A 14210-nucleotide genomic window follows, 5' to 3' on the forward strand; every position below is an offset into this window, starting at 1 on the left:
GTTGAGTATGAAGTTTTAGAAAGTATGTTAATCCTGATTCTCCCCTCCAATAAACTAAACATCGTCTGTGAATTCATTCCATTCTAATCTAATGTAATCTCATTCGCTTTAAGTTTAATACTACAAAATTGTTAGATTCACCAATCCGTACCATTCATCTCATATATTAGGTGGCTATCCAATGGATTTTGATTTATTTTTAATAATTCCATCACAGCTAATGCACTAAATTGATCTTCTCAGCCAACTCTGCTTCACAATAACTTCGTAGAGTTTACTTTTAGAATAAAGAAAGTTTGGCGATAGTAGTAGCATGATAATATTACCCTACTGGAGGATATCAAATGACAAAGATCACCATTTCACAGCTCTTCACTATCATCCTGTTAGGTACTGGTTTAAGCAATCATGTAATCGTTACTCCTATATTAATTAACGCTTCAGGTCGTGATGCATGGATCAGCGTTATTATTGGTTATGCATTTATCCTTGTCTTTTCACTGTTATTGCTCTACGTAACAAGGCACTTCCAATCGGTATCTCTATTTGAATGGTTATCATCCAAGTATTCTCAATCGCTAAGTCGGATTATAGCTATTTTTATAGTAGTTTACCTCCTAATAACAGGTTGGATTACCTTAAAAGAAACAGTTATGTGGACTGAAGAAACATTTTTGTTCAATACACCTACTATTTTTATAGCTCTGTTTTTGTTAGCTTGCTCCCTCTACATTTCATATGAAAAACTAAATGTCATTGCCATTTGTGCAGGTGTCTTACTTCCATTGGTTTTAATATTTGGCATATTTGTAGCAATTGGCACTATTCCTGATAAAAATTACCATCTTGTTACCCCGGTACTTGTGGAGAATGGATGGCAAGAGGTATTTCATGGTGCATTCATTGTCTTTAGTTCAATAATCGAAATTTTTTTAATAATAATTCTACAGCACCAAGTTACACAAAAATTGAAATTCAAACATTTTATTGTTCTTATTACATTTTTGGCCATATTGACGGTTGGACCACTGCTTGGCACAATTGCAATATTTGGTGTAGAAGAAGCATCAAAACTTAGATATCCCTCCTTTTTTCAATGGAGAATCTTGGGGATTGGAACATATTTTAATCATCTAGATTTTCTATCGATTTATCAATGGACATCTGGTAATTTTATTCATTTAGCAATTATTTTGTATTTAATTACAGAAGTCTTTGACATTAAAAAGAAAAAGCAGCGCGTTAATATACAAGTATTTATTTGTATCATTTATCTACTGGTCATTATAGCTCCTATATCAAATGAGGATTTTTTAATCTTTTTAAGTCGTTATTATTATATTATCTCCAGTGTAATTGGGGTGTTTATTACTCTCTTTATTGCATTATTAATTAAATTTTCCAAGAACAGGAGGAGTACCCAGGTTGAATAATGAACAAACAGATGAAGAATATTTAACGAGTCTCTTCAATAATTCGTCGGATATAACCATCGAGAAGCAATATCTATTTAGTTCTAAAGAGAAGCAAGCTATGCTAGTTATATACTGCAATGGTTTAATTGATAATAATGTTTTATTAGAAAATATCCTCCCAGATATTCAAAATAAGTACTATAACAATGGTCTTAAAGGGATTGCATACTTAAATTCTTCAAAGCAAATGCATTGGTCTAAAAAGGAAGAGAAGGTTGGTTTAACTCTGCTAGAAAAAGTATTTAATGGATTTACAGCAATTGTAATAGCGGAAACCATCTATTTCTTTAATACATCCAATCCACCAAAGCGTTCTCCAGAAGAATCCAATTCAGAAGTATCCGTACGAGGACCGAGGGATGCATTTGTCGAAGACATAGGTACAAACATTGCATTAGTTCGGAAACGAATTAAATCGAATTCCCTTGTTACGACTACCTTTGTTATAGGTGAAAGAAGTCAAACGCAAGTAAAACTAGTCTATCTGGTGGATATACAAAATAAAAAAATGATTAAAGAAGTTACTGAGCGATTGAATAATATTGATATCGATTTCTTAAATGGTGACAATCAATTATTAGGGATTCTTGGTGACAACAATTATTCACTTTTTCCTTTGTTAAAAGCAACATCTCGTCCTGATGGTGTTGTCAGTAGTTTAGCTGTAGGAAGATTTGCTATTTTTATGGATAATTCTCCGAATGTGCTTTTAGGTCCAGCTAATCTCGGATTATTACTTAAAACTGCTGAGGATGAACATACTCCTTATTACTATGGAACCTTTGAATTGATTCTTAGATTGTTTGGACTTATAATAGCTCTTTTTCTTCCATCTTTCTGGGTGGCTTTATCATCTTTTAATGCAGATCAAATTCCATTTCCATTACTAGCTTCAGTAGCTTCATCTAGACTAGGTATCCCGTTTAATGCAACCTTTGAAATGCTATTAATGCTCATATTATTTGAACTGTTTCGTGAAGCGGGTGTTCGACTGCCTAAAGCAGTTGGACAAACTGTTGCGGTTGTTGGTGGGCTGATCGTGGGTAATGCTGCAATTCAAGCTGGAATCACTTCTCCAACCATGTTGGTAATCTCTTCGCTTACGGCAGTTGCAACTTTTACCCTTGGGAACCAGGCGTTATATGGAACTGTTTCCATTTTGAGATTTTCTTCTATACTTCTTTCATCAGTCTTTGGAATGTTTGGGTTTTTCATAAGCCTTTATGCTGTTCTTGGTTATCTCGCTAAACTCGAATCATTTGGCTTGCCTTATTTAAGTCCAGTATCTCCGTTTGTGAAAAGAGATTTCTTTAAATCAGTTCTTAAGCGGCCTGTAGTAAAACAGAATGAACGTGCATCAATACTTAACCCTATTGATAAGGACAGACAGGGGGAAGGAAAAAATTGAAACAATCAAAAATTTTAATAATATGCTTCATCTTATTATTCCAAACAGGATGTTGGGATGAGAAAGAAATTGGTGAAGTAGATTATATTACTACATTAGGAATTGACTATAAAGATGAAAACTATATTATTTATGTACAAATGCTTGATTTTTCTAATGTAGCTAAGCAAGAAGTCAGTAAAGTCTCACAACCCGCTCCTTTATACATCGGTAAATCATCAGGTAAAAATATAAATGATGCTGTCTATAATTTATATCTAACAACACAACAACAGGTGAACTGGTCACATGTAGGAGCAATTATCTATTCAGAGTCCGTTTTAAAAAAAGGAATAGAGAACGTGGAACAATCCTTAATAAAACACGGTGATTTTCGTTATACTCCATGGATGTTTGGAACAACGGAATCCATCGAAGAAATACTTAGTACTACAGGTTTCTTTCAATTGCCTCCATTATATACGATTTTGTATAAACCAACCGATATGTATAAAATGTATTCATATATTGAACCGATGCGTATGCATAGGTTTATCTCTGTTTATAAAGAACCAGGGGGAACTGCCTTGCTACCTTCTCTAACTATTAATGAAACAGACTGGAAGCAATCGGTTGAAGAACCAGAAACGAAAAAAGTATTACAAATAAATGGTGCGTTTCCAGTTAGCCATGGAACATATAAGGAGTGGTTATCTTATGAGGAGATTGCTGGTCTCAGATGGACACAAACTCAAACTCAAAGCACACCGGTTGATATTGTCATAGGGGATGAAATAAAAGGTACAGTAAGAATAATGAAACCATCTGCAAAAATTGATTTGGTTAGAAAAGGAAATGATTTTCACTTTAATATAAATGTTGAAGCTGAAGGTACTTTAATAGATTCGGAAGACCAATTATCTCTAAAAGAAATTCAAGAGTTAGTATCAAAACAGATAGAAAAAGAAATTAGAACAACCTATCTAAAAGGTATTGATAAAGATGCAGATGTCTATAATCTGAAAAATATACTTTTTCATGATAGGATAAAACCCGAAAAATTAAAAGACTATCCATTAACTGCAGATTCCTTAAGCAAAATTACTGTCAACTTCATTTTGAAGAGCAAGGGGGCATATGAATAAAAATGGATGCTAAGAAACACCGAATGTATTTAAAATATATAATAAAGTTAAAAAAACCACTTCTAATTGGGGTCCTGCCGACAAAACGCAGATATTATACGATAAGGAACTTTTCAGAAGGTAAAACCCTGATTTTTCTACGCTAAGCAGAAAAATCAGGGTTTTATTTATGTTCTGAGTGGACGTAGGGAATGAAAGGTCGAAATCTCAGGTTTAAATGAATATTCACCTAGAAAGTTTATGTGTTTCCATCCTAATGGTGATATGTGTGGAAGCAATTTCTCTTGATATTTTCCTGTAGTTTTAAAATGTTCAATTGCTTGTGATAGATACACGGTATTCCAAATACTAATAGCATTAATAATGAGGTTTAAGGCGCTGGCACGCTGCAACTGATCTTGTAGTGCTCTTTCTCTAAGTTCCCCATGTTTCCCAAAGAAAATAGCTCGTGCCAAGGCATTCATGGCTTCACCTTTATTTAATCCACGTTGGATTCTCCGACGTAATGTTTCGCTAGAAATGTAGTCTAATATAAACAAAGTTTTATCAATACGTCCCATCTCTCTTAGTGTAGTAGCAAGGCTATTTTGACGAGAATAAGAACCTAATTTCCCCATAATGAGAGAGGCAGATACCGTTCCTTTACGAATGGAATGTGCCAACCTTAATACATCATCATAATTTTCCTGAATGATCTTGGTGTTAATTCTTCCACGTAGCAACTTCTCCATTTCTGGATATTGGTCGGGCTTTTCAAATGAGTAAAGTTTTGAATCTGCAAGGTCTCGTAATCTTGGGGCAAACCGAAACCCTAACAAATTAGTTAGTCCGAATACTTGATCTGTATAACCGGCTGTGTCTGTATAATGTTCTTTAATATGCAAGTCGGTTTCATGATGCAATAAACCATCTATAACATGAACAGCGTCTCTTGCGTTTGTATTAATCACTTTCGTATAGAAGCTAGAAAATTGGTCACTAACAAAGCGATAAATGGTTGCTCCTTTTCCCGTTCCATAATGTGGATTTGCATCAGCGTGTAAGGATGAAACTCCTACTTGAACACGCATTCCATCTGAAGAAGAAGATGTACCATCTCCCCAGTACGACGACAAGCTTAACTGATGCTGAAAATTCACCATAATGGCTTGTGCTTTATTCATGGCATCTTCATATAAACGCCACTGTGAGGCTGTGGACATTTGCCGGTATGAAACTCCTTGTGTCGCTTCTGCCATCTTAGTAAGACCGATATTTGTTCCCATAGCCATAATCGCTGCCATGATCGCTGGCTTTTCTTCTTCTTTTGGAGGATGCAGTGTAGAAGCATGAAGAAACTGCTTGTCGAATCCCGTCCAACTTGCTACTTCCATAAGCAAATCTGTCAGCTTCACACGAGGTATCAGTTGATATAGAGATAAACTATATTCTCGTGCTTTTTCTGGAACGTTTTTCTCCAAACGATAGACATGCAGCCGTCCATCCTCAAAATTAACCCCATCTAATTCTGTGATATTCGCTTTAATCCATTCAAGCCGATTATGTAATACATCCATTTTTCCTTTTAAGTATTCATCAACAGAAGGTGGTGCGGTAAGTTCATTAAGCTGCTTGTTTTGCTCCCATGTTTCTTTTGTCACTAAATAATTATCAAAATCTTGATGCTGACGACTTCCTTTAATAGAAACGTTACCTGAGCGTACAAGATTTCTTAACTCGGTAAGAACAGACATCTCATAGTATTGGCGATTTATATTCCCGTCATCATCATAAACGTGCTTTTGCCAGCGATTCGAGATAAAGTCCAAAGGAGCACCTTCTGGAACCTTTCGTTTATTATTTCTGTTCATCTCTTTAATGGTCTCAATAGCTTGAAGCAATGGCTCTCCTGATTTTGTAGAAGTGAATTCCAAGGCTTCTAACAATGTTGGGGTATATTTACGTAAGTAGTTAAAGCGAAATTTTAGTAAGTCTAAGTAATCGTAATCCATTGGGCGTGACAATTGCTTCGCCTCTTCTATTGAGTTTACGAAGTCCTCCCAAGGCATAATAGCTTCTAATGCTTCAAATGGGTCCTTCCCTTGTTCTTTTGCTTGAATCAATGCTGATCCCAAATCTGCAAAGTGAATAGCCTTTTCATTAACTGATTTACCATTTAACCTCTGAATCTCTTCTTGAGCTTTACGTCCCTTTGATAACAATAAGCTGATTTGCCGATCATGTATCTCAAAGGCATGATCAGTAAGGTTTTGGCTAAGTTGTAGGAGATGTAAAATTAAAAGTGTAAATTTCTTATTCTCTTTAAATCTACGGAATGAACGGGGTTCATATTTGGAACCCAATCGTGCTAACTGTAAGACCCTATTTGGATGAATTTCTTTAATATCCACATTAAGTTGCAAAGTTCGTATGACTTGAAGACGTTTTATAACCTTTAAGAAGGCATCTGGAGAAGATTGACCGGGAACTTCTCGTAACCAAGCAAGGGGTGTCTTTGAATAGGTGGAACTTACATCAAGTAAGTGATCTAACTTTGGTTTTTGAGATTCATTTAATGTAGAGCTGATAGATTTAAAAATTCGTTCTTCTGCCCGTTGACGAGCCTCCCATACAATTCTTTCTATTGTTGTCATAGCTGGCAAAATTACTTTTTGTCTTCGCAATTCCTTAATTGTTGAGCGAATCAAGTAATCTGTATTCCCGTTCCCAAGAGCGTGTTGAAGAGTATATTGTGCAATTATTCGATACATCCCAAAGGATAAATTTTGGTAGCCATAATGCTGTCGAAGTTCCTCTAGGTGTTCATTTCGAGTTGCTACCCGTTTTGCATACTGTGTATATTCTTGTGGGGAGACATCAATTTGTTTCGCAATATAATCGAGTATTTGGTTGGGAATGTCTTTAATCTGAAATAAAGTCCAACCCGGATACCGAAGAACTGCAAGTTGTAAGGCAATCCCTAAGCGATTATGGTCTCTTCGATGCTTATTAATAAATGCAAGATCTTCTGTGGTAAAAGTATAGTGCATTTCCATATCATGCTCAGTCATATCATCAGGAATAGACATAAACATATTTCGCTGATCAAGGGTTAATAGTTCTTTCCCTCTCATGTTACACCTCCTCGCTGGATAGCCCTTTCTTTCCCAAGTAACGATATAGCGTTGTTGCTCCTATTCCTGTGGCTTCTTTAATTTGAGATAAGGAGTAGTCTTTACTTTCATACATCTTCATGGCAAGCATAATTTTTTTTGATTCAACCTTCGGTCTACCTCCATTTCTTCCCCTAGATCTAGCTGCCACCAACCCATCTTTCGTTCGTTCACTAATGATATCCCGTTCTAATTCAGCTATGCTAGCCAACATTCTGAAAAAGAATCGCCCCATAGCTGTTGTTGTGTCAATTTTATCCTGAATAGACGCGAAATGGATTCCTTTTGCTTCAAACTGTTCCATGAGTTCGATTAAATGTTTGGTACTCCGACTGATACGATCTAATTTATAGACAACTACTGTGTCACCCTTACGTAATACTTTAAGAAGCTCCTCCAACTGCGGGCGATTTTTCCTTTTACCAGATTCTTTTTCTTCAAAAGTTTCGTCCACTCCATGACGATCCAATGCATCAAGTTGTAATGATAATGACTGATCTTGCGTACTCACACGTGCATAACCAAATTTCAATTTGAAACTCCCCTTTCCATACAAATTAATTATACCAAAAAGGGGGTTAAGGCTGATGTATTGGTATTCTGTTTTTGGTTATAGTTTTGGGTATGTATTTTAGCACTATTTGAGACTTTTAAAGACGCTCACTCACCATAACCATAAACGGTCGTTTATGGTTGTTGTTTTTTAACAAGAAAATAGATATTTCTGTTAAAAATAGATAAGAGAATGTGAAAAAGGTGTATTTAAACTAACTAGGCAGGATAGTCGAATTCTTAGTGTTGACAGGAATAAGAAGTTTGTATTAAAATAAAAATTGATTGAAAGACCAATTTAAAAATTGAATAACCAATATAAACGAGAGGAAGACCCTGATGGAAAACAAACAATCTTTTATTGCTGAAGCACGAAGAGAACAGATTATTCAAGCTTGTATTGATACACTCGATGAACTTGGCTATACAAATGTCAGTTTAACTAAAGTCGCTAAAAAGGCAAAAGTGAGTACAGGATTAATTTCGTATCATTTTTCTGGCAAAATGGATTTAATCAATCAAACCTTAGTGCATTTATTTAACAAAAAATTGGATTTTATTAGTGGGAAGGTTGTTCGAGAAGAAACGGCTATTTCACAATTAAAAGCATATATTGAAGCTAGTTTGGCTTACCAAGTGGCTAATTATAAAAATAATATCGCATTGATTGAAATTGTCTTTAACGCTAAAGACGAAGAAGGAGTGCCTTACTATAAAGCTGATGATGACGAGGAAGATCTGTTAAATGTATTGCTCAAAGAGATTTTATTAGAGGGACAAAAGAAACAAGAGTTTTCTAATGAATTTGATGTAGAAATGATCTGTGTTCTGATTCAAGGTGCAATAGAAGAAAGTATGCTTAAAAATAGGGCTTCCTTTAGTCTTGAGAAGTATAGGGATGATTTAACTAGAGTAATAACAAAAATAGTTATGTAACATCAAAAGGTCTATTTCCCTTTAATTAGAATAATTGATGGTTGAATAAGGATATATATTTATGCGTATTTGTTGTTTGATAATTATTATTTTCATTTGTATTGAATATTTTTGTCAGAATTTCAAGATACTCTAAACATCTTAATTCAACTATTTTTAACTATAAAGTCTCGGAGGTAACAATCCCAATGAAAAATACATCCACAATTGGTATGGGTTTCTTGGAAAAATTGATTGCAGTATTATTTCCTATTGTTTTAGGAACGATAGGTTGGTTTCTTCCAAAGTTGTTGGAATTCGTAAAAAGAATATCTTTCTTTTCTGATTCAAAAGTCATTGAACTTTTGGATGCATTCAACCCTTTTTGGGTGTCTATTATCTTGATGTTCGTAGGTGTAGTTATAGGTGTTCTTTTATCACTAACAGTTTATAGTGAAGCACTAAAAATGAGCATAAGCGATCAAGAAATATTGATCAATAAAGATGATAAAGAAAAGATAATTAGAAAATCTGAGGTAAAAGAAATCTTTATGGAAGATAATAATGTCGTAATTACTGGAAATAAAGGTCAAGAACTTTTGAGTGAAAAGACGGATATTAAGAAGGAAAAAATACGAGAAATCTTTCTGTATCATCATTACCTTTGGTGTGAACAGGACCCTTATGTAGATGAATTCAAACTTTGGGCCCTAGAAGATCATTTACTTGGGGAGAACACCAATTCAATCTTATATGAACGTAGAAATGCAATTAGAGAAGGAGATAAGAAAAAGGCAAAAAATTTAAAAATGGATTTAAATGAGCTAGGGGTAGTTGTGAAAGATCAGGGTAAGGATCAATATGTACGAAAGATTTAACTAAACAAGCCAAATTTAAAAAAGTCGGTTCCTTAGCGTATAGGAATTCGACTTTTTAGGTTGCAATTTGCTTAGCGTATAATATATGCGTTTTGTCGACATGACCCCTAATTACAGTCATATATTCTAAGACGTTTCATTATTAAATTTCCATTATTAATTACAAATAACGATTTTACTCTTTACCATTATAGACAAATCATACCTACAAAAAAAGCTTCATGTTTATACATGAAGCAAATCCTTTTAAATGTTTGAATATTCTTTTTCAACTTTACAAATCCTAGTTGAGTAAGAAGAGTACCAATCTTGTTTACCTTTTTCTTTAACCTTTCTGTGAGAATCATTTTCTTTCCATTCCTTAATGGCTTCTAAAGAGACCCAGTAGGATACGGTTATTTCTAGTCCCTCTAAATCGCAGGTCCTATCTACTCCTAGAAACCCCTCTTGTTTTGAGGCAAATTCAATCATCAATTCAGCTGCTTTCATGTAATTTTTTTTATCCTCTTCGGTTCTTTGAGAGGTAAAAATAACTGCATAATATGGGGTAGCCGTATTTGCTATAAACATAAAGTAATTCCTCCTTACATTTAGTCTGAAAATATCGCTGAGTACGTTTTGATATTTGAACATAACTAGAGCTAAGATATTCAGATTTTTCCCAAAAAGAAATCTATTCTAGCTTATATATTATAGACATGTTAAGTGGTATTTAAACCCTACCTGAAACAACATAGAGAGGATTTAATTTTAAAAGAAAGTTAACTTAAATACTTTAGCTTTTAAAAATAATGAAGTAATTACAATAAGAGCCTTTTCAATCTGACTCAATTATTTTAGCCTGATTTTCAGCCCTTCTTGCGTTAATCCTTCTTGTAGCAACCCTTCTGTAGTTTAAAAACCTCACTATTCTTCATAAATAAAATTGTACTGACCTAAATGGGACAGAGCAACAATATCACTCACGTAATCAATGATTCAAATGAAACCAAACAGCCAATCACCGGTTCAATACCGTCAATTGGCTGCATAATAGGTTTTTTTATTCGTCTCAAAAAGGGTTGTCAGTGCCATATATTTCTAGGTTTTATCTTCTAGTAAGACAAAATTGAAAGTAGATTTAATGGACGCTTAAATCAATTATTAACTCTAGATATCATCTTATTAGCATTTCATCAATTACAAGAACAAAATGCTAAAATAGAGATTTTCATTATTGGACTAAAATTGGCTAAAATATATTTCAATTTGATTTCTCGGTATTACTTTTCTTTCTTTTGGAAATTTGTTAAATTCCAATATTGGTTCTATAAACTCAACTATTGCATCAATCTCATCTATAATAACTTTTTTCTGAAAAACAAACTGTTCTACTTTTATAAAACCGTTACTTTCATAATCCTCGTAATCACTACTAAATATAGTAATTTCCCCTCTATCAATTACCAGTTCTCCAATCGAAAAAGTATCATATTCTTTTCCTTTGTAAATTATCTTATATTTCAACTCAAATAATAATTCAATCTCATCTAAGGTTACTTCTTTAATAAAAATATCAGGGTGTATGTTTCCCCCTAAATCAATTAGTTCTTTAAATCCACTTTCATGCTCTTTACTCTTTAATCTGAACTTATCTCTACGAATATTTACTGGATAATTTTTTTTATTGTATGTAGCATATTTACTCATATTAACTCCTCCCTAATTAATTTCTACCCAAGATTCTAAATCTCCATCGTAAATAAATTCAAATAATGGTTTTCCTGTTTTACTGTCTCTAATTTGCATCATATCTCCTTCCACAAACTTTCTAGCTTCTTGGTAATATTCTGGTAAAACGATTTCTTTACTCCCTGTAAATCCCCTTCCTGTATATGGATATGAATCAGAATTAGGTTCCCACCTAGGTATCGATAATTGATTGGAATCCCATAAATTATATTCAATTGTTCCATAAAATCTATCCGGACCACCAACAGATTGTGATATTCCATCAACACCATTAGTTATTTTAAATGTCGTATTGTTGTAATCTAAACGGGCTCCCTCAAAATTCATTTCTAGGTTTTCTAGTTTTGCAGAATGTTCCTTCATAGCAGTGAACCCTCTAACACCACTATAGTCTTTATTATATAGATAATTATATAAATCTCTTTGAGGTATTACTTTAGCCATCATAGTTCCCTTTGGAGGAATACCTATTTGATCTCTTATAATGTTTACTTTCCTTAATTCTTCTTCTCTCAATAACCTATCGGGATGTAATAATTTTAAAAATTCATCAATGGTATAATCATTCTTTTTTAGAACAGTTTGTATAGATTCACTTGTTTTAACTGTTTCAATATTAGATTCAGTCTTACTGGTAGCTTTCACTTCATTTATTGCGTTACCGTTCACTGCTACATTTCCAGATTTCTTAACTGGCGATGTCACCAATTTTCCAACTCCAAAAATGCTCCCTGCTAATCCAAAGCTATTTAGCCAATGTTCCTTTGAAAAAGATTCTTCCGGAGAGACTGCTTCTTTAACCATGCCACTAAAACCGAATGTAGCATAATCTAAAAAATCAAGTTTCGAATCAAACATCTTGGCACTTCTTTCATTTGCTCCTGACAAAATTCCATCAGAAACCCCGAAAGTCCAATAGTTTACAAAATCATATGGAGAATCTAGTGCCTTATCACGTCGTAAACCTACCCCATTCCAAAAGTCTTCATTAATGCCCTTGAAACTATGGAAGGATTTTACGAATGGGTTTTGATTAATATCTTCCTGTTCTGTCCCATTGACCTCTGGTCTAGGACAAGATAAGGCAATCATATCTGTACCTACAAAAGGATGGTGTATGCTAATTAAACCCCCATAACCAAATCGTATTGGACCAGTACCAGCTATAAATGCCTGAAGCATAGTCGTCAACTGATTCTCTCTATTTGATAGGTTGGAAAGTCCAGCTATCGGAGAGGTACGATACGCCAATTCTGTCTTCAAATTATTTTTAGAAGTCAAAACTCCCCAATTTTCTGTTTGGAAATGAATATCTGTTAGTCCAGATTCAAACATACCCTCTAAATCCGAGAGCCAATTTTCCATTGTCTGCATATCCTGTTCAATGGTTTGTAATGCATTCGTTTGAGTTGCATCAAATTCATAAAGTTGAGAGATAGTATCATCCCGTTTTCTCTTAGAACTAATGACTCCCTCCTGCACTCCGCTATCATCTAAATGGGGCAGACCAACAATATCGCTCACCTGATCCATAATACTGTTTGCCTCATCCGTCAAATTAGCCGTCAGTAGGCCGATTTCTGTAAGCCCTTGCTCCAGTTCTCCCTCTAGAAATGTTTCGAGAATGTAACCGGAAGGATCAGGTTCTAGTGAGTAAAGAGCTGCTTCCATTTGACGAAGTACTTCTTGATAGTGTTCGGAAAACAGCTGGAAAAATTGAAGAAATGGTACATGACATTCCTCATAAAAGGAGCGAATGGCATTTCCTCCTTCTCCTTTTAATTGATCCTCCATCTGAACTAAACCCTCCACTGCTCGGTGGATTGCTTCTATCTCAGTACTTAACCTGGTTAACATAGTAATGTTTCGATGTAGCCCTTCTTGAAATAAATCTACATCTAATACTTTCATAGGCTTTTCCCCATTAAGCTTTTGGAAATAACCACTTCGCAATATTCTTTATTATACAATAATACCCCACAGGTGAACATTCTTCTCCCCCTCTAGTAAACTACCAATAGTTATAATATTCCATTTTTACACAAGAAGGTAAAGAGAGAAGTTACCATTTTCAAGAAAACAATGCTTAGGAATTAATACAAAAAATTTAACCCGTGACTCTTACACTACTACCAAAGGCGGTTATATAGATAGAAATGCATATGGAGTATCATTTAGCACTATCATCATTAATAAAAGCAACTTTTATGAGCAAGCTTGCTATGATGAAAGTAAAAGTGGCTATTTAAAACGCAGGCAACTAAAGAATGTTATGGATTAAAGGGGGATTCTATTTTGAAAAGTCTATAAGACTTATGAGACAAAGGCAATATTGTAATTAACATATTTTACTGATTAGCTTTTACCAAAACTGTAGTAACCTGTTTTCATCAAATGAGTAATACAGACCACCTGTTTACTCTTTTGTCCGCAATTTGTCCGCATAATTAATTTTTTGTACCGATCTTATTTTACTTAAATGATTTTCACAGTCATGAAAACCTTATTAAATCAGACTTATTTAACTAAATCGAATTCAATTTTACCAGGTTTTTCAAGGGTTACAAATTCGACAAGGTGGGGGTCGCTGGTTCGAGACCAGTCGGGACCATCTTTTAGATAAGCCTGTAGACGCTGATATATCAATGTTTCAGGATTTTTCTTTTAGCCAAAATCACTTATCTTCTCCCTTAGTAGAGTGGTATTGTTTGTCCGCTGTATTTTCACTGTAATAGTTATTCTGAAGTTGAAGCGACTGGTGAAAAGTATCTGCTTTTTAATTGCACTAACACCTTTATTTACAGTCGACGTTAATATTATTTGAAGGGGTAACTATTCTTATTCAACAAACCTACCGCTTTAGTTTAAGTGAAAACCTTCACATTCTTCTTCAAACATTAACATAATCATCCAACTTGATCCCATTATTTTTAAAAAATAAGATCGGATCTCCTGATCTCATTGTCTCCAACTCG

General features: G+C 34.3%; 10 protein-coding genes. 5 read left to right on the forward strand and 5 right to left on the reverse strand.

What is annotated here, in order from left to right; translation table 11 throughout:
• The first annotated feature begins 344 nt into the window (after positions 1-344).
• From MKY29_RS11745 to MKY29_RS11755, 3 genes are read left to right on the forward strand one after another with little or no spacing between them, the layout of a single operon-like run.
• Positions 345-1433: an endospore germination permease gene (locus tag MKY29_RS11745; RefSeq protein ID WP_340879867.1), complete on the forward strand. Its 1089-nt coding sequence runs from the start codon at positions 345-347 to the stop codon at positions 1431-1433.
• Positions 1426-2883: a spore germination protein gene (locus MKY29_RS11750; RefSeq protein WP_340879868.1), complete on the forward strand. Its 1458-nt coding sequence runs from the start codon at positions 1426-1428 to the stop codon at positions 2881-2883. Before MKY29_RS11745 ends, MKY29_RS11750 begins: the two co-directional genes overlap by 8 nt.
• Complete coding sequence (locus tag MKY29_RS11755; protein WP_340879869.1) at positions 2880-4007, forward strand: Ger(x)C family spore germination protein; 1128 nt, start codon at positions 2880-2882, stop codon at positions 4005-4007. The genes MKY29_RS11750 and MKY29_RS11755 overlap by 4 nt, the downstream gene beginning before the upstream one ends.
• Positions 4008-4174: 167 nt before the next feature.
• On the opposite strand, the gene MKY29_RS11760 is transcribed toward MKY29_RS11755, so the two are convergent.
• Both MKY29_RS11760 and MKY29_RS11765 read right to left on the reverse strand, forming a co-directional pair.
• Positions 4175-7120: a Tn3 family transposase gene (locus MKY29_RS11760; protein ID WP_340879870.1), complete on the reverse strand. Its 2946-nt coding sequence runs from the start codon at positions 7118-7120 to the stop codon at positions 4175-4177.
• Position 7121: 1 nt separating this feature from the next.
• Positions 7122-7691, reverse strand: a complete 570-nt coding sequence (locus tag MKY29_RS11765; protein WP_076315855.1) for a recombinase family protein — start codon at positions 7689-7691, stop codon at positions 7122-7124.
• Positions 7692-8050: 359 nt separating this feature from the next.
• On the opposite strand from MKY29_RS11765, the gene MKY29_RS11770 reads away from it, so the two are divergent.
• Entirely contained in the window at positions 8051-8647 is a 597-nt protein-coding gene (locus MKY29_RS11770) for a TetR/AcrR family transcriptional regulator (protein ID WP_071220739.1), read from the forward strand.
• A gap of 188 nt (positions 8648-8835) precedes the next feature.
• Positions 8836-9504, forward strand: coding sequence for a YqeB family protein (locus tag MKY29_RS11775; protein WP_071220738.1), 669 nt, complete (start codon positions 8836-8838; stop codon positions 9502-9504).
• A 246-nt stretch (positions 9505-9750) separates the two neighbouring features.
• Here the strand turns inward: MKY29_RS11775 and MKY29_RS11780 are convergent, their stop codons facing one another.
• The 3 genes from MKY29_RS11780 to MKY29_RS11790 all read right to left on the reverse strand — a co-directional run bounded on the left by MKY29_RS11780 (position 9751) and on the right by MKY29_RS11790 (position 13146).
• Complete coding sequence (locus MKY29_RS11780; RefSeq protein WP_340879871.1) at positions 9751-10074, reverse strand: antibiotic biosynthesis monooxygenase family protein; 324 nt, start codon at positions 10072-10074, stop codon at positions 9751-9753.
• A 651-nt stretch (positions 10075-10725) separates the two neighbouring features.
• On the reverse strand, positions 10726-11193 hold the full coding sequence (locus MKY29_RS11785; protein WP_340879872.1) for a hypothetical protein: 468 nt from the start codon (positions 11191-11193) through the stop codon (positions 10726-10728).
• Between the two features lie 12 nt (positions 11194-11205).
• Positions 11206-13146 carry a ribonuclease YeeF family protein gene (locus MKY29_RS11790; RefSeq protein WP_340879873.1) on the reverse strand — a complete coding sequence of 647 codons (1941 nt, stop codon included), beginning with the start codon at positions 13144-13146 and terminating at the stop codon, positions 11206-11208.
• Between the last annotated feature and the right edge of the window lie 1064 nt (positions 13147-14210).

The sequence above is a fragment of the Psychrobacillus sp. FSL K6-2365 genome (genome assembly GCF_038003165.1).
In the GTDB taxonomy this organism is placed as follows: Bacteria; Bacillota; Bacilli; order Bacillales_A; family Planococcaceae; genus Psychrobacillus; species Psychrobacillus psychrodurans.